Here is a 19,269-nt window from a genome sequence, read left to right on the forward strand (position 1 = left end):
CGCGGACGGCTCGTCCCTCGCCGTCCACGTGCTGGTCGCCGGCCCCCTGCCGGGCGCCCACCTCCAGCCGCGGCCGGCGCGGGCCCGGGTCACTCGTGCCGGGCCATGGCGGCGAAGTCGCGTTCGGCGCGCTCGGCGAGGCGTACGTGCCGGCGCGCGACGGCGACCCACACAACCGGGATGACCACGCACAGCACGAGCCAGGGCAGGCGCACGCCGAACAGCCGCACCCGCGACAGCGCGGGCTCCCACGCGAACAACAGCGGCAGCCCGCCGGTGATCAACGCGACGATCGCGCAGGTCACGGCGGCGTGGCCGGCCTGGACGCGCATGAGCGCGCGGACGGGCGCCGCGTCGACGCGGCTCCGGTCACCGGTGACACGGCGCAGGGGCCGCCTGGAGCGTCCGCGCGGGCTGGTGACGGTGACGCGTTCACTCATCTGGCAACGCGGGCCTGTGCCGGAAGCGGCGGATGAGCAGGTCGCGCACCTCCCGCGTGTGGCGGCGGCTCACCGGCAGCAGCAGGTCGCCGACCTGCACGAGCGCGCGGCCCTCGTCGAAGCGGAGCTCGGTGATGTGCGCGGCGGCGACGAGCGTCTTGCGGTGGATCCGGATGAAGCCGGCGGTCCGCCAGCGCTCGGCGAGGGCTGCTAGGGGCATCCGGAGGAGGTAGCTGCCGTCGGCGGTGTGCAGACGGATGTAGTCGCCCTGCGTCTCGGCGTGGGTGACGTCGGCGCGGGAGATCAGGCGGGTACGCCCGCCGAGCTCCACCGGGATCACCTCGTCCGTCTCCGGCTCGTACGGCGTGATCTCCCGGTGGACGGCCTCGTCGACGCGGCGGACGGCCTCGCCGAGGCGGTCGGGGTCGATGGGCTTGAGGATGTAGTCGACGGCGCCGAACTCGAAGGCGGTGACGGCGAACTCGTCGTGGGCGGTGACGAAGACGATGGCGGGCGGGTCGGCGAAGCCGGCGGCGAGGCGGGCGAAGTCGAGGCCGTCGAGCGCGGGCATGCAGATGTCGAGGAACACCGCGTCGAGCCGCTCACCGCTCTTGATCATCCGTCCGATCTCGCGGAGCGCCTCGGCGGCGTCGCGGGCCGGCTTGACGTGCTCGATCCGCGGGTGTCGGCGGAGTAGGTAGGTGAGCTCCTCCAGGGCGGGGGCCTCATCGTCGGCTGCGAGCACGCGAAGCATGGCAGGAGACTCCCTCTTTTACCGTGAGTATGCAACTCGTTTCACTAAGTAGTTGATTTCTTTTACCCTGCGGCGACACCCGGGTGGCTCTTGGGTACGCGGAGGCCGACCTTCATCCCCGCCCCGACGGCCGTCTCGATGACCAGTCCGTACTCCTCTCCGTAGACCTGACGCAGGCGGAGGTCGACGTTCACCAGGCCGATGCCGCCGTACGCCGCGTCCTCTCCGTCCGCCAGGAGGGCGCGCAGCTTTCCGGGGTCCATGCCGACCCCGTCGTCCTCCACGCTGATCTCCGCCTCGGCGCCCGCGTCCCGTGCCGTGATCCGTACGTGCAACCGTTCGGTCCCGTACTGCATGCCGTGCCGGATGGCGTTCTCGACGAGCGGCTGCAGGGACAGGAACGGCACCGCGACCGGCAGCACCTCGGGCGCGATCTCGACGGTGAACCGCAGCCGCTCGTCGCCGAAGCGGGCCCGCTCGAGCAGCAGGTACCGGTGGATCGACCGCAGCTCCTCGGCCAGCGTCGTGAAGTCCCGCCGGTCTCGGAAGGAGTACCGCGCGAAGTCGGCGAAGTCGAGCAGCAGCTCACGAGCGCGCTCGGGGTCGGTGCGGACGAACGAGGCGATCGTGGTCAGCGAGTTGTACACGAAGTGCGGGGAGATCTGGGCGCGCAGGGCCCGCATCTCCGCCTCCATGAGCCGCGTCTTGGACGAGTCCAGCTCGGCCAGCTCCAGCTGCCCGGAGGCCCAGCGGGCGACCTCCCCGAGCGTCTGCAGGCGCTCGTCGCGGACGCCCTCGCCGTAGGCGGCCAGGGTCCCGGCGACGCGCCCCTCGATCGTCAGCGGCGTGATCACCACCACCCGGAGCGGGCAGCCGGGGTCCCCGCAGTCGACCTGCGCCGGCGCCGCGACGCGAGGCCGCCCGGTGCCGAGCACCGGGGAGGCGAGCCGGAGCACCTGCCCCGCGTGCTCGCCCCCGGAACCCTCCCAGGCCAGCAGCCGCTCGGTGTCGGTGACCGCGACGGCCGGAACACCGAGGAGCTCCCGCAGGTGACGGGCGGCGCGCCGCGCCGACTCCTCGCTCAGGCCGGTGCGCAGCGAGGCCGACGCGAGGGAGATGGTGTGCAGGACGGCGAACGACGCCTCACCGCCCGGCACATCGCGAGAGTCACGGCGGCGGGCGGACCCCAGAAACCATCCGGCGGCGGCCGCCATCAGGGCCGCCGTCGCGGCGAGTACGGCCTCGACCGAAATTCCTAACATGACCACAGACGGTAATGCCACGGTCACGGAAACGGGGGTTTTTCGGCAACTCCCAAGGGCGTGTCTGACAGATCCCGTTCGTAGCGAGCGGCGTCCAGGCGTCGTCTGGACGCCGCGCAGCCGGACAGCGGATTTGTCAGGCACGTCCTCAGGCCGGGAGGTCGTCCTCCTGGTAGGAGTAGCGCTGCTCGCGCCACGGGTCGGCGACGTTGTGGTAGCCGCGCTCCTCCCAGAAACCGCGGCGGTCCACCGTGAGGTACTCGATGGCGCGCACCCACTTCACGCTCTTCCAGGCGTACAGGTGCGGCACGACCATCCGCAGCGGCGCCCCGTGGTCCGACGTGAGCGGCTCGCCGTCCCGGCGCGTGGCCAGCAGCGTCGTCTCGGCGAGGAAGTCGGTCATCCGGAGATTCGCGCTGTAGCCGTACTCCGCCCACACCATGACGTGCGTGGCCTCGCGCCGGCGGCGCCAGCCGTACGAGGGTGGCGGTGAGGATGCCCTCCCACCCCACGTCGGGGACGGTGAACTTCGTGACGCAGTGGAAGTCGGCGGTGACCTTCGCGTGCGGCATCGCCGCGACCTCCGGCCAGGTCCACCGGTATTCGCGCCCGGCCTCGGTGGCGCCGTACACGCGCAGGTCCCAGCGCTCGGGCCGGAACTTCGGCACCGGACCGTAGTGCAGGACGGGCCAGCCGCGCGGGACGTACTGCCCCGGCGGGAGGCGATCCTCAGGCCCCACCGCGTCGTCCTCGCCTCTCCGAATCCCCGCTCATGGTCATCGGCCATCCTGCCACCCCCCGCCGACGGTACGCGCCGAACCCCTCCCCTACCGGCGCTCCGTACATCGGCTAGGCTGTGCTTCGTGAGCAACGTCTTCTCCTTTACCTATGGCGGGCCCGGGACACGGGTGGCTGCCAGGAGGACGCTGCGCTAAAAGGCAACCACTGACAGATGCCCCGGGCCCGATGGGTCCGGGGCATCTGTCGTTTTCAGGGAGAGGGAGCACCATGGTCGTGGTCATGTCCGCCGAGGCGGAGGAAGCACATATCCAGGCGGTCGTCGCGCTGGTGGAGAAGGCGGGCGGCGACGCGTTCGTCAGCCGGGGCGTCAACCGCACGATCATCGGGCTGGTCGGCGACGTCGAGCAGTTCGGGACGCTGAACCTGCACGCCCTGCCCGGCGTCACCGACGTTGTACGGATCTCCGTCCCGTACAAGCTCGTCAGCCGGGAGAACCACCCGGACCGCTCCGTCGTCCGGGTCGGCGGGGTCCCGATCGGTCCCGGCACCATGACGCTCATCGCCGGGCCCTGCGCGGTCGAGACGCCGGAGCAGACCCTCGAGGCGGCGCGCATGGCCCAGACGGCCGGCGCGACCCTCCTCCGAGGAGGCGCTTTCAAGCCGCGCACCTCCCCCTACGCCTTCCAGGGACTCGGCGAGAAGGGCCTGCGGATCCTGGCCGACGTGCGCGCCGAGACCGGCATGCCCATCGTGACCGAGGTCGTCGACGCGCACGACGTCGAGCTCGTCGCCTCCTACGCCGACATGCTCCAGGTCGGCACCCGGAACATGCAGAACTTCGCGCTGCTGCAGGCGGTCGGCGGCGCCGGCAAGCCGGTCATGCTCAAGCGCGGCATGAACGCCACCATCGAGGAGTGGCTGATGGCGGCCGAGTACATCGCCCAGCGCGGCAACCTCGACATCGTGCTGTGCGAGCGCGGCATCCGCACGTTCGAGAAGGCCACCCGCAACACCCTGGACATCTCGGCCGTCCCGGTCGCCCAGCGGCTGTCGCACCTGCCCGTCATCGTCGACCCGTCGCACTCCGGCGGGCGGCGCGACCTGGTCCTGCCGCTGACCCGCGCGGCCATCGCGATCGGCGCCGACGGCGTCATCATCGACGTGCACCCGCACCCGGAGAGCGCCCTGTGCGACGGCCCGCAGGCCCTCGTGGACGGCAACATACAGGAGCTGGCCGCGACCGTACGCGACCTGCCGCCCGTCGTCGGCCGCACCCTCACCCAGGTCTGACGCCTGTGCCGCGGCGCGCCGTCCGAACCCCGGGCGGCGCGCCGTGGCGGGCGGGCGGTACTCTCCCTGGCATGGCGTACTACACCGCCCAGCTCGGGCCGCCCCGGTTCTGACCGGGGCCACCGCACGCACGCCCGGCATCGCCGGGCGATTTCTCTGACGCCGCGCTGACGCGGCTTTTTCGGCGCGCCCCGGATTCGCGTACCCGAATACGGTTCACCAATCTGGAGCGTTCTCCTTGACCATCTCTGAGGTCTCCTCCGCCGTGCCCGTACGCCGGAGGCTCGGCGGATCAGCCGACATCGTCCTGGCCGCCGCCCTGTGGGGCACGACCGGCACCGTCCGCAGCTTCGTCCACGCCAGCCCGGTGGCGGTCGGCGCCGCACGCCTGCTCGTCGGCGGCGCGTTCCTCTTCGCCATGGCCCTGCGCGGCGGCGGCCTGCGGCCCCTGCTGGCCCGCGGCACGCGGACCCGGCTGATCCTCCTGCTGGGCGCGGTGCTCGCCGCCGTCTACCAGACGGCGTTCTTCAGCGCCGTCGCCCGTACGGGCGTGGCCACCGGCACGGTCGTCACGATCGGCAGCGGACCCGTCTTCGCCGGACTGCTGTCCCGGCTGCTGCGCATGGGCACGCTGACCCCGCGCTGGCTGCTGTCCACGGCGGGCGCGGTCGCCGGCTGCGCGGCCCTCACCCTCGGCGGCCAGGCCGCCGGCGTGGAGCCGGTGGGCGTCGCGCTGGCCCTGCTGTCCGGTTGCGGCTACGCGTCGTACGCCACCGTCGCGTCGTACCTCATCACCCGAGGCGACGACAGCCGCGCGGTGCTCGGCACGCTGTTCGGCGGATCCGGGGTGCTGCTGCTGCCGGTCCTCCTGGTCGCGGGCTCCGGCTGGCTGCTCACCGGACCCGGCGCGGCGGCGACGCTCTACCTCGGCGTGATCACGACCGGGGTGGGCTATCTGCTGTACGGCCGGGGCCTGCGGACGACACCGGTCGCCGCCGCGACCACGCTCACCCTGGCCGAGCCCGCCGTCGCGGCCGTCCTGGGGCTGGTCGTCCTCGGCGAGCACCTCGGCCCGGTCGCCCTCGCCGGCCTTGCCCTCCTCGCGGCCAGCCTGATGATCCTCACCCTGCCGGCCCGTTCGCCGAGCAGACGAAGGGCGCCGGAGGCCTGATCCCCGAGAGCTTCGGCCACATCCCCCACTGAGTTGAACGGTTCCGGCGACACGTGGTTCGTGGCACTCCCCGACCGGGAGGGCACCGCGGACGCGGCGGCGGCCCTGCGGTCCCGGGCATCGCAGGAGGTGCCTCACCCATCGGGGCGGCCGTGGCTCATCGGGTGCTGGTCACCGGACGAACTATGGCTCGCCCGCGCCGGCGACGTGAGCGTGGCGGTGCTGGGGCAGTGTCCCGGCACCGCCGGCTTCACCGAACAGGTCGCCGGCGTGCGTTCGGCGGCCGACGGGCGTCCCGTCGACGAGCCCGACCCGCCCGGTTACTACCACTCCATCCTCAGCGTCCCGCCACGCTCCTCCCAGGCATAGAACGTCGCATTTCACGGCCGACGCGCCACGTGTCGCCAATATCGGCGCTTCAGGGCGCACAAATCCGCGTGCCCGAAATGGCCGTCTTCTCGGTGTTTTACTCCCATGATCGTGCCAGCCCGTTCCGATGGTTTTCCAAGACTCTTACGACAGCCTGACCGGAGTCGACGAAAGGTCTGACATGAAACGGATCCTGGCACTAACGGCCGCAGCCTGCCTTGGGCTCTCCGCCTGTGGCGTGGCGGCTGCCGAGCGGAGTTCGAACCAAGTGGCAGCCCCCAAGAAGGCCCCGCCCAACATCGTCTTCGTCCTCACCGACGACCTCGCGATGAACCTCGTCCCGTACATGCCGCACGTCCAGCAGATGCAGAAGCAGGGGACCACGTTCGGCAATTACTTCGTGACGGACTCGCTGTGCTGCCCGTCGCGGACCACGACGTTCACCGGGCGCTTCCCGCACAACACCGGCGTCTTTACGAACGGGGGCAACGACGGCGGTTACAAGACGTTCAACGCCCGCGGGAACCAGAACCACACCTTCGCCACCGCGCTCCAGGCGGCCGGCTACCGCACCGCCATGATGGGCAAGTACCTCAACGGCTACCAGCCGACGGACCCGGTGCCGCCGGGCTGGAGCGAGTGGGACGTCGCGGGCAACGGCTACCCCGAGTTCAACTACTCGCTCAACGAGAACGGCCGCGTCGTGAAGTACGGCCACCAGCCGAAGGACTACCTGACCGACGTCCTGAGCCAGAAGGGCCAGCAGTTCATCGGCCAGTCGGCCAAGGCCGGCAAGCCCTTCGTGCTGGAGCTCGCCACGTTCGCCCCGCACGGCCCGTACGTCCCGGCCCCGCAGGACAAGGACAAGTTCCCCGGTCTGAAGGCCCCGCGCGGACCGGCGTTCAACGAGGCCGACATGTCCGACAAGCCGGCATGGATCAAGAACCACCAGAAGCTCACCGCGAAGCAGATCACCAAGCTCGACACCGTGTTCCGCAAGCGCGCGCAATCCGTGCAGGCCGTCGACCGGATGATCGGCAATCTCCAGACGGCGCTGAAGAACAACGGCGTCGACCGTGACACCTACCTCGTCTTCAGCTCGGACAACGGCTTCCACCTGGGCGAGCACCGGCTCGCGCAGGGCAAGATGACCGCCTACGACACCGACATCAAGGTGCCGCTGGTCGTCAAGGGCCCGGGTGTCTCGGCGGGCCACACGACGAACACCCTCGCGCAGAACACCGACCTGTGCCCGACCTTCGAGGACCTCGCCGGAGTGAAGGTCCCGGCAGCGGTCGACGGCCGGCCCCTCACGCCGTTCTTCAAGGCCGACTCCACACGGAAGAGTCGCGACGGGGTCCTCATCGAGCACCACGGCCCCGACCACCTCGCAGGCGACCCGGACCTGCAGACGGCCGCGAGCGGCAACCCGCCGAGCTACGAGGCGGTGCGGACCGGGCATGAGGTGTACGTCGAGTACACCGACGGCGAGCGGGAGTACTACGACCTGAGCCGCGACCCGAACGAACTCGACAACGCCGTCACCCGCCTTCCCGCGGCCCGGCTCAAGCAGCTCACCACACTGCTGCACCGCCTGGAGAAGTGCTCGGGCAAGACCTGCCACTGACCTCTTCTCCGTACCTGCCCGGGCGAGACGACGTCTCGCCCGGGCAGACGGCTGTGGGTGAGACCCCGCCTCGGTTTCACCTCGGATGAGGAAGCACCGCGACGACGGCCTTCTCACGCACCGTCCCGGCGGCCGTGTGCGGGGCGGAGGCGCCGGGTGTCGACGTTGCCGGTCAAGGTCTTGAGGACGCCGGGCAGGTCCGCCACCGTCTGGGCGGGCAGGCCGGCCACGGTCTCCTCCGCCAGCGCACACCACAGCTTCTTGACCTGGTCGGCCAGCGCCTTGCCGCTGTCGGTGAGTTCGACAACGCTGGCGCGCTTGTCGGAGGGGGCGGGGCTGCGGCGGATGTGACCGGAGGCCTCGAGTTTGCGGGACATGAGCGTGACGCTGGGCGGCTCGCAGCCGAGCGCCTCGCTGAGCTGCGCCTGGATCATGGGGCCGGTCCGGGCGAGTTCGAGCAGGAGCGCCTCCTGGCCGGGGTGCAGGCCGAGCGGGGCCAGCAGGGCCGCGGTCCTGGCCCGGTGGCGCAGGCTCAGGAGCCGGATGGCCTGGTTGAGGGCGTCGGCTTGCTCGAAGTCCACGGGCTCTCCTTGACGAACTAGTTATGCGCATAACATTATGCGCGTAACTAATTCTACTCCAGAGGGAGCCGACATGACCGTGAAGGTCGCCGTCATCTACTACAGCGCGACGGGCACCGTGCACGCGCTCGCGCAGGCCGTCGCCGAGGGCGCCGGCTCGGCCGGGGCCGAGGTGCGGCTGCGGCGGGTCGCCGAGCTGGCGTCCGACAGCGCGATCGACCAGAACCCGCAGTGGCGGCGGCACGCCGACGCCGCCGCGGCGATCTCCCAGGCCTCGGTCGAGGACCTGGCGTGGGCCGACGCGTTCGCGTTCGGAACGCCGACCCGGTTCGGCACGCCGGCCGGGCAGCTCAAGCAGTTCATCGACCAGGCTGGGGGGCTGTGGCGGGAAGGCGCGCTGGCCGACAAGCCGGTGACGGCCTTCACCTCGGCGTTCAACCGGCACGGCGGCAGCGAGGCCACGATCCTGTCGCTGGCCAACGTGTTCTACCACTGGGGGGCGCTGATCGTCCCGCCCGGATTCACCGATCCGGCCGTGTACGCCGCCGGCGGCAACCCCTATGGCACGTCGTCCGTGACCGGCCCGGCCGGAGACGGCCCCGATGCCACGGCGCTGGAGGCGGCCCGGTATCAGGGACGGCGGCTGGCCCAGACCACGATCCGGCTGCTGGGAGACGGCCGCGTCAGCGCGGCCGACGGGAACGCGTTGGCCGGAACGACCTCCGCATGAACAGCACCACCACCGCGACCCGGCGAGCCGGGCCGCTCACCGGCCCCGCCTGGGTGATCTTGGCGCTGGCGTGTGCCGGCCAGTTCATGGTGATCCTGGACGCGTCCATCGTCAACGTCGCCCTGCCCTCGGTCCAGCGGGATCTCGGCTTCACGACCACGGGCCTGGCCTGGGTGGTGAACGGCTACCTGCTCACGTTCGCCGGCTTCATGCTGCTGGGCGGCCGCGCCGCCGACCTGTTCGGCCATCGCCGGACGCTGGTCGCCGGGCTGTTCTTGTTCTCCGCGTCGAGCCTGGTCGGTGGCCTGGCGACCGTTCCGCAGGTCCTGGTGGCGGCCCGCGTCACGCAGGGTGTGGGAGCCGCCATGCTGGCCCCGGCGACGCTGGCCGTGATCAACACCGGCTTCGCCGAGGGCCACGAGCGTGCCCGGGCGTTCGGCGCCTGGTCCGCCGCAGGCGGCGTGGGCGGGATGGCCGGCGCGGTCGCGGGCGGCGCCCTCACGACCGGTCTGTCCTGGCGGTGGGTCTTCCTGATCAACGTGCCGATCGGCGCGGTGCTGATCGTGGTGGCCATGACGTCGCTGGCCGGCACGCGAACCGGCCGGCGGGAACCACTCGATCTCGCCGGCGCGGTCACCGGGACGGCGGGCCTGGCGGGGCTCATCTACGGGGTCATGCAGAGCACCGATCACGGCTGGACGTCCGTGCCGGTCATCGGGCCGGCCGGGGCGGGCCTGCTCCTGCTCGTCCTCTTCACCGTGGTGGAGGCGCGCTTCGCCGCGCGGCCGCTGATGCCCCTGCGCCTGTTCAGGATCCGGGGGGTGACCGTCGGCGGCGGCATGCTGCTGCTGTTCGGCGGGATCGCCATCGCGATGTGGTACTTCACGTCGCTGTTCCTGCAGAACGTACTGGGCTATGGCGCGCTTCGAGCCGGGCTCGGGCAGACACCCGCGGCGGTGACGTTCATGGTGATCGCGCGATTCGCCGCCGGCCTGCTGCCGCGGACCGGTGTGCGCACTCTGGTGCTCGCCGGCTGCGCCTGCTTCCTGGCCGGCTTCGGCTGGCTCTCCCAGGCCCACGCCGGCAGCGGCTACGTCACCGGCGTGCTCGGGCCCACGCTGCTCGTCGCGGTCGGCATCGGGCTGACCTTCCCCACCCTCATGGCCGCGACGACCGCCGACGTTCCCGAGGGCGACGCGGGGATCATCGGCGGCCTGGCCAACACCGCGAGCCAGGTGGGCGGGTCGGTGGGCCTGGCGGTGCTCGCGACGGCCGCCGGTGCCCGAACCCGGGCGGCGGCCGGCGGGGGCTCCCCGGCCGCGGCCCTCGCCGCCGGCTACGACCGGGTCTTCCTCATGGCCGCCGGGCTCGGCCTGGCCATCGCGGTGGTCGCCGTGCTGCTGCCGCGGCACCGGAGCCGCTGACCCGTCAGGCGCTGTGCTCGCCGTACGAGGGGCTGTGCTCCTGGAGGTTGGCGGCGAGCTGCTCGGCCATCTCCCCCGCGTCGAGCCGCTTCTCGATCTGGCGAAGGTCGTCGATCTTGGCGCGGGTCTCGGCGCGGCGGGGGGTGAGCACGGTGCAGCAGTCCTCGTCGGGCAGCTCCGAGATGCTCAAGGTGTGGATCTTCCGCGCCTCGGCCATGATCTCGGTCTTGTCCATGCCGATGAGCGGGCGCAGGATCGGCAGGTTCACCGCGTCGTCGAGCGCGGTGATGTTCTGCATGGTCTGGCTGCTGACCTGGCCGAGCGAGTCACCGGTGATCAGGGCGGCGCCCCGGAGGTTGTGCGCGACGACCTCGGCGGTCTTCAGCATCAGCCGGCGCTGCGCGATGATCTGGAGCCGGTCGGCGCCGGAGGACTTGATCTGCTGCTGCGCCTTGCCGAACGGCACGACGAACAGTCGTGAGCCGCCCTGGAACTTGTCGAGCTCGCGCACCAGGGCGTACGCCTTGTAGATCGACTCGGGGCCGGTGAACGGCATCCCGGAGAAGTGCAGGAAGTCGACCCGCAGGCCGCGGCGCATCATGCGGTAGGCGGCGACGGGCGAGTCGATGCCGCCCGACATCAGCACCAGCGCCCGGCCGCTCATCCCGACCGGCAGGCCGCCCGCGCCGGGCATGCCGTCGGTGAAGACGAACACCTCGCGCTGGTCGACCTCGATGAACACCGCGAGGTCCGGGTGCTTGAGATTGACCGGCAGGTCGTAGCGCTCCTTGACCTTCGCGCCGACGAGGGCGTTGAGGTCGGAGGAGGTGATCGGGAAGCGCTTGTCGCGGCGGCGCGCCCGGATGGCGAACGCGCCCTTGCGAGCGAGCGCGGGGTGCTGCGCGACCAGGTCCAGGGCCGCCTGGACGGTCGCGTCGACATCCTTGGCCACCCGCCAGGCGCGGTGCACCCACACGATGCCCATCACGTCGGTGAGCCGCCGGGCGACGGCGTCGACGTCGGCCAGCTCGCCGCTCTCGGCGCGGACGACGATGACGCCTTCGCGCTGCCAGACCTGGATCTTGATGCCGAGCCCCTTGACGGCGGCGCGGATGTTGTTCTGCAGCCGCCGCTCGAACAGCTCGCGGTTCTTACCCTTGAGGACGATCTCGCCCAGTTTGAGTAGAACGCAGGGCTCACCGGCGACGGCGGACCGCTCGGCGTTCTGGGGCTGCGTCGCGGTTTCGAGCGTGGGCATGCGTCCTACCTCCAACGGACACTGACGGGTGCCCCTCAAGTGTCGCGCACGATGGCGACTACCCGTACCAACCCGGGCTACGCGCCCGGCCTTCCCGTTCCGTGATGCGTGGTGACCGAGATGCCCTCGGCGGTCGTGCCGGCGTGTACCTGAGCCAGGGACGGCACGCGAGCGACCACCAGGTCGGGCCGGTCGTCCCAGGCCTGCCCGACGCCGATACAGTCCATCCCCGCGGCGCGGGCCGCCTCCGCGCCGGCCACGGCGTCCTCCACGACCAGGCAACGCGCCGGGCTCCGGCCCAGCAGGCGCGCGGCGCGCAGGTAGCCCGCAGGATCGGGTTTGCCGGCCGGTACGTCTTCGGCGGCGACCAGGACCTTCGGCAGGGGCAGACTCACGGCGGCCAGCCGGGCGGTGGCGACCGCGCGGGTGCCCGACGTCACGACCGCCCAGGCTTCGGGATGGAGCGAGGCCAGCAGGGCATCGGCTCCCGGCAGCGCCCGCAGCCCCGTCGTCTCGCGTTCCTCACGAGCGACGATCTCGGCGGTCTCCGCCTCGGCGTCCAGATGGGGCGTCAGGATCTGGATCAGATCGATGTCACGCCGCCCGTACGACAGGGCCACCGCCCGATCGCCGTCCACACCATGGGCGACCGCCCAGTCGCGCAGGATCCGCTCGATCACGCCGAGCGAATCGACCAGCACTCCGTCGAGGTCGAACAGCATTGCCTCATACGCCATGCCCGCCATGATGCGCTCGATGTCGCAGCGGCTCGAACGCGGCACCGGCCCGTGGCACGCCGCGTGCCACGGGCCGGTGATCAGGGCCGTACGGGCCGGGTCGCCCCGGCCGCCGGTCAGCCGAAGAAGACCTCGGCCTCTTCGTACCGCTGGACCGGGACGGTCTTGAGCTCGTCGGTGGCGGCGCCCAGGTCGACCCGGACGATCTCGGTGCCCTGCAGGCCGACCATCTTGCCGAACGCCCCGTCGTGCACGGCGTCGATCGCGTGCACGCCGAACCGGGTGGCCAGCACCCGGTCGAACGCGGTCGGGGTGCCGCCGCGCTGGATGTGCCCGAGGACGGTCGTACGGGCCTCCTTGCCGGTGCGCTTCTCGATCTCCGCGGCGAGCCGCTCGCCGATGCCGCCGAGGCGCACGTGGCCGAAGGCGTCGAGCTCCTGCGTCTGCGTGTCCATCTGGCCGTCGACCGGGTGGGCGCCCTCGGCGACCACGATGATCGGGGCGTAGCGCGTCTTGAAACGGCTCTCGACGTACCCGCAGACCTTCTCGATGTCGAACGGCTTCTCCGGGATGAGGATGACGTTCGCGCCCGCCGCCATGCCGGCGTGCAGCGCGATCCAGCCCGCGTGCCTGCCCATGACCTCGCAGATCAGCGCCCGGTGGTGCGACTCGGCCGTGGTGTGCAGCCGGTCGATGGCCTCCATCGCGATGTTCACCGCGGTGTCGAAGCCGAAGGTGTAGTCGGTGGCGTTGAGGTCGTTGTCGATCGTCTTGGGGACGCCGACGACCTTCACGCCCCTGTCGTACAGCTGGCGCGCCACGCCGAGGGTGTCCTCCCCGCCGATGGCGATGAGCGCGTCGACGCCCAGCCCGGCGAGGTTGTCCTTGATCCGCTCGACGCCGCCCTCGATCTTGATCGGATTCGTCCGGGACGAGCCGAGGATGGTCCCACCGCGCGGCAGGATGCCACGCACCGCCTGAACGTCGAGCGGCACGGTGTCGCCCTCGAGCGGACCACGCCAGCCGTCACGGAAGCCGACGAACTCGTATCCGTAGACCTGGACGCCCTTGCGGACCACCGCGCGGATGACGGCGTTCAGGCCGGGGCAGTCACCGCCACCGGTCAGCACTCCGACACGCATGCCTAACTCCTCTTCGTAACCCTGGGTTCACCCGACCAGACTAGTGGCGCGGGTAGGACGTATTAGACGCGGTGCGCCCTCAGGACACGACCATCCCGATTGGTCTAGACCATATCGGATTGAGAGGGCTCTGATCAGCCCTTCAGGGGTCTTAGTATCGTCACTCTCCGCGCGTGGCGCCACGCGCCCGCGGCTTGGAGGCCACCCGCTCGGCGTCGCGCCCCTCCGGTCCGCCGGTGTCGTCCTGCCGTTCTCGCGGCCCGCGAGCGCCGGGCTCCCGTTCCCCCGGCGCGCCCGAATCGGCCTCGGGCACCTGCGATCCGCCGTCGCCCGCCGCCTCGGTCGTCTCGTCCTTCTTGACGTCGGAGGCGTACCGGTCGACGTACTCCTGGCCGGACAGCCGCATGATGGCGTACATGATCTCGTCGGTGACCGCCCGCAGCACGGCCCTGTCGTGCGCCATCCCGTAGTACCGGGAGAAGTCGAGGGGCTCGCCGAACCGCACCTCCGGCCGCGGGCGCAGGCGTGGCAGCGTCCGCCCGGAGGGCATCAGCTCGAACGTGTTGATCATCGCCATCGGGACGACCGGCGCCCGCGACTCGAGAGCGAGCCGGGCCACCCCGGTCTTGCCGCGGTAGAGCCGGTTGTCCGGCGCGCGCGTGCCCTCGGGGTAGATGCCGAGCAGCCTGCCCTCCGACAGGACGCGGAGGCCGGTCCGCAGCGCGGCCTCGCTCGCCCGGCCGCCCGTACGGTCGATGGGCACCTGCCCGACGCCCCGGAAGAACATCCGGCTGATGAGGCCCTTCACGCCGGTTCCGGTGAAGTACTCCGCCTTCGCCAGGAAGGTCACCTTGCGCGGCAGCGGCAGGGGCCCGAAGAAGTGGTCGGCGAACGACAGGTGGTTGCAGACCAGGATCGCGGGGCCACGGCGCGGCACGTTACGCGTCCCCTGCGCCCGTGGTCGCCAGACCAGGTACAGGAAGGGACCCAAGATCGCTTTGACGACCCAGTAGAACAACGTCCCGCCTTCCCTGACCCCCTGCCGTTAACCCGTCCGTGGGATGATAATCATCTTCCCATCTCAGGCCGGACACACCCACATCCACACACGGCACGTTTTCGTCATTGCGCGGCGCGGGGGCCGTAGGCTCATCTTGAAGCGTCGGCCGACGGCAGTTTCGAGGGGAGGCGCCATGGCGTTGACGCCGTACGTCCGGTCGCGCGCGACCGACGTGCCGCACGACGACCTGGCCACGATGCGACGGGAGACCGGGGTATGAGTCGGCGCGGCAACGGGCTCACGGCGGACTCCTACATTCCGCTGGCCGACCTGGCTCCCCAGCTCGCCGACGCGATGCTGGCCGCGCTCCGGGAGGCGGGCATCGCCGCCTACGCGGCGCCGGCACCGGGCAAGACCGGCGGCTACCTCGACGTGCGGCTGCCCGAGGAGCCCACCGACCGGCTGTACGCCGACGCGGCGGCCAAGCAGGAGGCCGAGGACATCCTCGAACGACGCCTCCCCGAGCTGCGCGCGGACTACGCCAACTCGCGCGACGAGGACGAGATCTTCGCCGAGATCGTGGCGGGGTTCGACCTGCCCTCGGACGGCGACGAGGTGCCCTGGCCCGCCGAGGAGAACATCGACGAGGGGCCCGAGGAGTCCACCGGCGGGTCCGGCGACGACACCGGTCCGGAGCGCACCGCGACGGCCCGGGTGGTCAAGCCCGCCTCCGAGGACGAGGAAGAGCACTTCATCCCCCCGCCCCCGCCGCCGCTGCCGAAGGCGGACCCGATGACCAAGTTCGCGTGGATCGCGCTGCTGGGCGGGCCGGTGTACCTGGTGCTGTCGGTGTTCCTCGGCTGGGCGGTCCCGAGCTGGGCGGCGTTCACCGCGGTCGCGGCGTTCATCGGCGGCTTCGTCGCACTTGTCCTCCGCATGGGCGACGACCCTCCGGACGACGACGGCGCCGTCGTCTGATCTACGCAGGCCCCGCGCGTGAGCGGGCGCGCGTCGTCTGGACTGAGGAGCGCAGGGAGCGAAGCGACCGGAGCGACGAGGGAAGACGGCGCATTGGGCGCCCGCTCCCGCGCTCGCGAAGCGGGCGCCATCGAACAGAGCGGGCGCGCGTCGTCTGGACTGAGGAGCGCAGGGAGCGAAGCGACCGGAGCGACGAGGGAAGACGACGCGTGGGGCGCCGCGAACCGCGCTCGCGAAGCGGACGCCGTCAGACACGAAGTTCGGCGAGTACGGGGCGGTGGTCGGTGGCGGCCGGGTAGTCGGCGAGCAGGTCGGGGTCGTCCGGCACTCCGCAGCGGAGGACCTCGATGCCCTCGTCGGCGAAGACGCCGTCGATGCGGCGCCTCGGGTTCGCCGCGCTGTAGGTCTCCGGCAGCCCGTACGGCGCGGTCGCGCCCGCGTCCTGGAAGCGCCCGGCGAGGAGCTCCCAGGCGGGACCGCCCGGCTGTTCGTTGATGTCTCCGGCGAGGACGACGGGCGCGCCGGTCTCGGCGCGGACCCGGTCGAGTTCCTCGGCGACCTCCTCCGCGTGCCGACGGCGCGGCTCGGCGGCGAGGTCGAGGTGGACGCTGGCGGCGAGCAGGCGGACGCCGCGGACGTCGAACAGGCCGACGGCGAGCCCGCGCCGGTGCAGGCCGGGCACGGGCGACAGCAGGCGGTGCCGCCCGCCGGCGGCCGTGGTCCGGGGCCCGGCGTACAGCTCCAGCCCGGCGGCCCGTTTGAGCGCGATCGGGACGAGCGCCGCGCGCCGGGCGAGCCAGATCCGTCTCCGCCGCCAGAACAGGAAGCGCGGAGCCTCCTGCACGCAGAGGATGTCCGGCCGCAGACGCCGGACGACGCGGACCAGCGCCGCCCGGTCGTCCCGCATCGACCGGATGTTGTAGCTGACGAGCCGGACGGTGGCCATTCAGGAGGCCGGTGGATCTACGTCCGGCTGCGCGGCGCTACGAACACGATCCACCGGACCCCCTACCGGGAGCGGGCGAGGTCGGCGGCGCCGACGATGCCGGCGTCCGGGCCGAGCTCGGCGATCCTGATGTCGGCGAAGGGCCGGTGGCCCCGGCCGGTCAGGGCGTTCTCGAACGCGGCGCGCGCCGGCTCGAGCAGCAGGTCGCCCGCCTCCGACAGGCCGCCGCCGATGACGAACGCCCCGGGGTCGAGGATGGCGGCCAGGTCGGCCAGGCCCTGCCCGACCCAGCGGGCGACGCTGCGGAAGCACTCCAGCGCGGCGCTGTCGCCCTCGCGCGCCGCCTCGGTGATCTCCGGGCCGCTGATGCCCTCGGGGCTGCCGCCGAGCTCGAGGAGCCGCCGCGAGCGCCGGGGACACCCGGGCGAGCTCCCGGGCCTCGGCGACCAGGGCGTTGCCGGAGGCGTACTGCTCCCAGCAGCCGCGGTTGCCGCAGCCGCAGCGCCGGCCGTCGGGGACGACGCGATAGTGCCCGAACTCGGCGCCGATGCCGAACCGGCCGCGGTAGAGCTCGCCGCCGAGGATCAGGCCACCGCCGATGCCCGTGCCGAGGGTGATGAGGACCATGTGGTCCTCGCCCCGGCCGGCGCCGAACTTCGCCTCGCCCCAGGCAGTGGCGTTCGCGTCGTTCTCCACGACGACGGGCAGGCCGACCTCGCCCTCGACCTTCTTCTTGATGGGCTCGTCGCGCCAGGCCAGGTTGGGCGCGAACAGCACCGTGGACCGGCTCTCGTCCACGAACCCGGCCGCGCCGAGGCCGACCGCCTCGACCTCGCCGAACCGCGCCTTCAGGATGTCGACGACCTCCGCGATCACGCGGGCCGTCTCGTGCGGGCTGGTGGACGGCGTCGGGCGCCGTACCTTCTCCAGGATCCGCCCATGGTCGTCGACCACACCGGCGGCGACCTTCGTACCGCCGACATCAACACCAATGGTCAGCGTCATGGACGCTTCTCCTCCGTCAACCCGTCGCCGTGCCGGCGCCCGCCGGGTCGTCGCCCGCCGCGCGGGGGCGCGGCCGCGTGCGCTCGAACCCTGCCATCGCCTCGCGGACCGCCGAGTAGAGCTGCTCACCCGCCGCCATCACGTGGGAAAGGACCTCCGGCCCCGACTCCCGGGACGCCGCGATCGCGCGGCACACCGGGCAGTAGCGGCACTCCGCCGCCCCCGTGTGCTCGCCCCAGGCCTCGCTGGTCGCCTCGCTCCACACGTCATCCTTGGGCGCGCCGCCGGTGTTCCACTTCCGGCGGAGCGTGTCGACGAGACGCACGGCCTCGAAGAGCACGGATGGTGGCTGCTCACTCATTGGTCATCATCTACCTATCGTTCGGCGTGAAACCGTACCGCCCCGCGGCGTATGCCCGCGCCATGGGGTGCCCGCGCCGGTCGCGGCCTCGCCCATCGTCGGATCCTGTCGCATGGCTATTCCTCGACGCGTCGTTTGAGCCCCTTGAGGGCCGTGTCGATGATGCGCTTCTCCGCCTTCCGCTTGACCATGCCGATCATGGGAACGCGCACGTCGACGGCGAGCTCGTACGTCACCTCGGTCTCGCCGCCGTGCTCGGCGAGCCGGTAGGCGCCGGTCATTCCGGTCAGCATCGTGCCGCGCTCCGCGAGGTGCCAGTGCACCGCCTCGTCGTCGTCCCAGTCATAGGCCAGGACGTAGGTGTCCTTGATCGGTCCGGCCTCCAGCGTGATCCGCACCTGTTCGGCGCGGTCGTCGTCCCCGGTGGCGACGACCTCGGCCGCAGTGATTCCTTCCGCCCATTCAGGGTATTCCGCAAAATCGGCGATAACCGCCATGATCTCCGGCTTGCCAGCCTTGATCGTGATGCTGGAGCTCGTACGGTCCGCCATGAACGTTTCCCTCTTTCAAGCTGATTATCGGGCGGAAATGGGCGTCGCGTCACTGCCTTGAGCGGAGCGTAGCGGCTACCACTCGAGAACGTACGGAACCCCGCGCGCGCGGAAGTGTCCGACGTTCACGCATTCTGTCCGCCCGATGCGGGTCCGGCGGACGAGCGGCTGGTGGACGTGCCCGAACAGCACGTACTTCGGCTGTGTCTCGTGGATCATGCGCAGGACCGCTTCACTCCCGCGTTCGAAACGCCGCGCGACCGTGTCGTACAGCAGCTCGGGCACGGCGGGCGGAATGTGGCAGCACAGCACGTCGACCTCGCCGACCGCGGCGACCTTGGCCGCGAAGACGTCGTCGTCGAGCTCGTACGGGGTGCGGTATTCGGTGCGCAGTCCGCCGCCGACGAAGCCGAAGCGCAGGCCGTCGAGCTCGACCGTCTCTCCGTCGAGCACCCGCTGGCCGGCCCGCAGGCTCTCCGGCCACAGGCGGGGGATGTCGACGTTCCCGTAGGTGAGGTACGCCGGCACCGGCATCGCACCGAACAGCTCCTTGTACTGCCGGCGCACCGCGGCCTCGATGTACGGCCCGGCGTCGCCCTCCAGCGTCGCCCACATCGACCGGGAGAACGCCCGTGCCTCGTCGAAGCGCTTCTGGGTGCGCAGTCCGATGAAGGTCTCGGCGTGCTCCTCGCCGAACAGCTCGGCGAAGATGCCCTTGCCGTGGTCCTCGTAGTCGATGAACAGGATCAGATCGCCGAGACAGATGAACGCGTCGGCCCCGTCACCGGCACGGACGAGCGCGTCGGCCCGTCCGTGCACGTCGCTCACCACATGAACCCGCATGCGCCAACTGTATGACCTGCCGGCCGTACGGCCGGTGGCCGCAGCCCGGCACCGAGGCT

Annotated in this window: 19 protein-coding genes and 2 pseudogenes; 7 read left to right on the forward strand and 14 right to left on the reverse strand. The window is 71.4% G+C overall.

The window, feature by feature from the left end:
* Positions 1-89 precede the first annotated feature (89 nt).
* The 4 genes and pseudogenes from ACYVF7_RS43310 to ACYVF7_RS43325 all read right to left on the reverse strand — a co-directional run bounded on the left by ACYVF7_RS43310 (position 90) and on the right by ACYVF7_RS43325 (position 3,220).
* Positions 90-440 carry a hypothetical protein gene (locus ACYVF7_RS43310; protein ID WP_460351789.1) on the reverse strand — a complete coding sequence of 117 codons (351 nt, stop codon included), beginning with the start codon at positions 438-440 and terminating at the stop codon, positions 90-92.
* Entirely contained in the window at positions 433-1,194 is a 762-nt protein-coding gene (locus ACYVF7_RS43315; protein WP_460351790.1) for a LytR/AlgR family response regulator transcription factor, read from the reverse strand. Before ACYVF7_RS43315 ends, ACYVF7_RS43310 begins: the two co-directional genes overlap by 8 nt.
* A gap of 62 nt (positions 1,195-1,256) precedes the next feature.
* Positions 1,257-2,456: a histidine kinase gene (locus ACYVF7_RS43320; RefSeq protein ID WP_460351791.1), complete on the reverse strand. Its 1,200-nt coding sequence runs from the start codon at positions 2,454-2,456 to the stop codon at positions 1,257-1,259.
* Between the two features lie 148 nt (positions 2,457-2,604).
* Positions 2,605-3,220: pseudogene (locus ACYVF7_RS43325) on the reverse strand (sulfite oxidase-like oxidoreductase).
* A 244-nt stretch (positions 3,221-3,464) separates the two neighbouring features.
* On the opposite strand from ACYVF7_RS43325, the gene aroF reads away from it, so the two are divergent.
* The 4 genes from aroF to ACYVF7_RS43345 all read left to right on the forward strand — a co-directional run bounded on the left by aroF (position 3,465) and on the right by ACYVF7_RS43345 (position 7,654).
* Positions 3,465-4,487, forward strand: a complete 1,023-nt coding sequence (gene aroF / locus ACYVF7_RS43330; RefSeq protein WP_460351792.1) for a 3-deoxy-7-phosphoheptulonate synthase — start codon at positions 3,465-3,467, stop codon at positions 4,485-4,487.
* Between the two features lie 238 nt (positions 4,488-4,725).
* Positions 4,726-5,658, forward strand: a complete 933-nt coding sequence (locus tag ACYVF7_RS43335) for a DMT family transporter (protein WP_460351793.1) — start codon at positions 4,726-4,728, stop codon at positions 5,656-5,658.
* A gap of 33 nt (positions 5,659-5,691) precedes the next feature.
* On the forward strand, positions 5,692-6,027 hold the full coding sequence (locus ACYVF7_RS43340; protein WP_460351794.1) for a hypothetical protein: 336 nt from the start codon (positions 5,692-5,694) through the stop codon (positions 6,025-6,027).
* A gap of 268 nt (positions 6,028-6,295) precedes the next feature.
* On the forward strand, positions 6,296-7,654 hold the full coding sequence (locus ACYVF7_RS43345; protein WP_460351795.1) for a sulfatase family protein: 1,359 nt from the start codon (positions 6,296-6,298) through the stop codon (positions 7,652-7,654).
* A 113-nt stretch (positions 7,655-7,767) separates the two neighbouring features.
* Here ACYVF7_RS43345 and ACYVF7_RS43350 read toward each other — a convergent pair whose 3' ends face one another.
* A complete protein-coding gene (locus ACYVF7_RS43350; protein WP_460351796.1) occupies positions 7,768-8,235 on the reverse strand; it encodes a MarR family winged helix-turn-helix transcriptional regulator in 468 nt (155 codons plus the stop codon).
* Positions 8,236-8,308: 73 nt separating this feature from the next.
* On the opposite strand from ACYVF7_RS43350, the gene wrbA reads away from it, so the two are divergent.
* Positions 8,309-8,965 (forward strand): NAD(P)H:quinone oxidoreductase, encoded by a 657-nt coding sequence (gene wrbA, locus ACYVF7_RS43355; protein ID WP_460351797.1) that lies wholly within the window; start codon positions 8,309-8,311, stop codon positions 8,963-8,965.
* Complete coding sequence (locus tag ACYVF7_RS43360) at positions 8,962-10,389, forward strand: MFS transporter (RefSeq protein ID WP_460351798.1); 1,428 nt, start codon at positions 8,962-8,964, stop codon at positions 10,387-10,389. The genes wrbA and ACYVF7_RS43360 overlap by 4 nt, the downstream gene beginning before the upstream one ends.
* A gap of 4 nt (positions 10,390-10,393) precedes the next feature.
* Here the strand turns inward: ACYVF7_RS43360 and thiI are convergent, their stop codons facing one another.
* The 4 genes from thiI to ACYVF7_RS43380 form a co-directional block, all read right to left on the reverse strand.
* The gene (thiI, locus tag ACYVF7_RS43365; protein WP_460351799.1) at positions 10,394-11,647 is read right to left on the reverse strand and encodes a tRNA uracil 4-sulfurtransferase ThiI; all 1,254 of its coding nucleotides are present in this window, start codon (positions 11,645-11,647) and stop codon (positions 10,394-10,396) included.
* Positions 11,648-11,724: 77 nt separating this feature from the next.
* Positions 11,725-12,384 (reverse strand): HAD-IA family hydrolase, encoded by a 660-nt coding sequence (locus ACYVF7_RS43370; RefSeq protein WP_460351800.1) that lies wholly within the window; start codon positions 12,382-12,384, stop codon positions 11,725-11,727.
* Positions 12,385-12,500: 116 nt separating this feature from the next.
* On the reverse strand, positions 12,501-13,526 hold the full coding sequence (locus ACYVF7_RS43375; RefSeq protein ID WP_460351801.1) for a 6-phosphofructokinase: 1,026 nt from the start codon (positions 13,524-13,526) through the stop codon (positions 12,501-12,503).
* Between the two features lie 160 nt (positions 13,527-13,686).
* A complete protein-coding gene (locus ACYVF7_RS43380; RefSeq protein WP_460351802.1) occupies positions 13,687-14,544 on the reverse strand; it encodes a lysophospholipid acyltransferase family protein in 858 nt (285 codons plus the stop codon).
* 258 nt (positions 14,545-14,802) lie between these two features.
* Here ACYVF7_RS43380 and ACYVF7_RS43385 point away from each other — a divergent pair, with 258 nt between their 5' ends.
* The gene (locus ACYVF7_RS43385) at positions 14,803-15,504 is read left to right on the forward strand and encodes a hypothetical protein (RefSeq protein WP_460351803.1); all 702 of its coding nucleotides are present in this window, start codon (positions 14,803-14,805) and stop codon (positions 15,502-15,504) included.
* A 247-nt stretch (positions 15,505-15,751) separates the two neighbouring features.
* On the opposite strand, the gene ACYVF7_RS43390 is transcribed toward ACYVF7_RS43385, so the two are convergent.
* From ACYVF7_RS43390 to ACYVF7_RS43410, 5 genes and pseudogenes are all read right to left on the reverse strand, one after another.
* Positions 15,752-16,450, reverse strand: a complete 699-nt coding sequence (locus ACYVF7_RS43390) for an endonuclease/exonuclease/phosphatase family protein (RefSeq protein ID WP_460351804.1) — start codon at positions 16,448-16,450, stop codon at positions 15,752-15,754.
* A gap of 62 nt (positions 16,451-16,512) precedes the next feature.
* Positions 16,513-17,455 (reverse strand): annotated as a pseudogene (locus tag ACYVF7_RS43395) (ROK family glucokinase).
* Between the two features lie 16 nt (positions 17,456-17,471).
* The gene (locus tag ACYVF7_RS43400; RefSeq protein ID WP_460351805.1) at positions 17,472-17,816 is read right to left on the reverse strand and encodes a hypothetical protein; all 345 of its coding nucleotides are present in this window, start codon (positions 17,814-17,816) and stop codon (positions 17,472-17,474) included.
* Positions 17,817-17,932: 116 nt separating this feature from the next.
* Positions 17,933-18,367 (reverse strand): SRPBCC family protein, encoded by a 435-nt coding sequence (locus tag ACYVF7_RS43405; protein ID WP_460351806.1) that lies wholly within the window; start codon positions 18,365-18,367, stop codon positions 17,933-17,935.
* Between the two features lie 75 nt (positions 18,368-18,442).
* Positions 18,443-19,210: a metallophosphoesterase family protein gene (locus ACYVF7_RS43410; protein ID WP_460351807.1), complete on the reverse strand. Its 768-nt coding sequence runs from the start codon at positions 19,208-19,210 to the stop codon at positions 18,443-18,445.
* Between the last annotated feature and the right edge of the window lie 59 nt (positions 19,211-19,269).

It is taken from the genome of Actinoallomurus acanthiterrae (assembly GCF_054775715.1).

What these genes read in the sequence shown, in the direction of transcription:
- ACYVF7_RS43310 (WP_460351789.1), bottom strand. Translation starts at nt 440, where the DNA reads ATGAGTGAACGCGTCACCGTCACCAGCCCGCGCGGACGCTCCAGGCGG.
- ACYVF7_RS43315 (WP_460351790.1), bottom strand. Translation starts at nt 1,194, where the DNA reads ATGCTTCGCGTGCTCGCAGCCGACGATGAGGCCCCCGCCCTGGAGGAG.
- ACYVF7_RS43320 (WP_460351791.1), bottom strand. Translation starts at nt 2,456, where the DNA reads ATGTTAGGAATTTCGGTCGAGGCCGTACTCGCCGCGACGGCGGCCCTG.
- aroF (WP_460351792.1), top strand. Translation starts at nt 3,465, where the DNA reads ATGGTCGTGGTCATGTCCGCCGAGGCGGAGGAAGCACATATCCAGGCG.
- wrbA (WP_460351797.1), top strand. Translation starts at nt 8,309, where the DNA reads ATGACCGTGAAGGTCGCCGTCATCTACTACAGCGCGACGGGCACCGTG.
- ACYVF7_RS43360 (WP_460351798.1), top strand. Translation starts at nt 8,962, where the DNA reads ATGAACAGCACCACCACCGCGACCCGGCGAGCCGGGCCGCTCACCGGC.
- thiI (WP_460351799.1), bottom strand. Translation starts at nt 11,647, where the DNA reads ATGCCCACGCTCGAAACCGCGACGCAGCCCCAGAACGCCGAGCGGTCC.
- ACYVF7_RS43370 (WP_460351800.1), bottom strand. Translation starts at nt 12,384, where the DNA reads ATGGCGTATGAGGCAATGCTGTTCGACCTCGACGGAGTGCTGGTCGAT.
- ACYVF7_RS43375 (WP_460351801.1), bottom strand. Translation starts at nt 13,526, where the DNA reads ATGCGTGTCGGAGTGCTGACCGGTGGCGGTGACTGCCCCGGCCTGAAC.
- ACYVF7_RS43385 (WP_460351803.1), top strand. Translation starts at nt 14,803, where the DNA reads ATGAGTCGGCGCGGCAACGGGCTCACGGCGGACTCCTACATTCCGCTG.
- ACYVF7_RS43390 (WP_460351804.1), bottom strand. Translation starts at nt 16,450, where the DNA reads ATGGCCACCGTCCGGCTCGTCAGCTACAACATCCGGTCGATGCGGGAC.
- ACYVF7_RS43400 (WP_460351805.1), bottom strand. Translation starts at nt 17,816, where the DNA reads ATGAGTGAGCAGCCACCATCCGTGCTCTTCGAGGCCGTGCGTCTCGTC.
- ACYVF7_RS43405 (WP_460351806.1), bottom strand. Translation starts at nt 18,367, where the DNA reads ATGGCGGACCGTACGAGCTCCAGCATCACGATCAAGGCTGGCAAGCCG.
- ACYVF7_RS43410 (WP_460351807.1), bottom strand. Translation starts at nt 19,210, where the DNA reads ATGCGGGTTCATGTGGTGAGCGACGTGCACGGACGGGCCGACGCGCTC.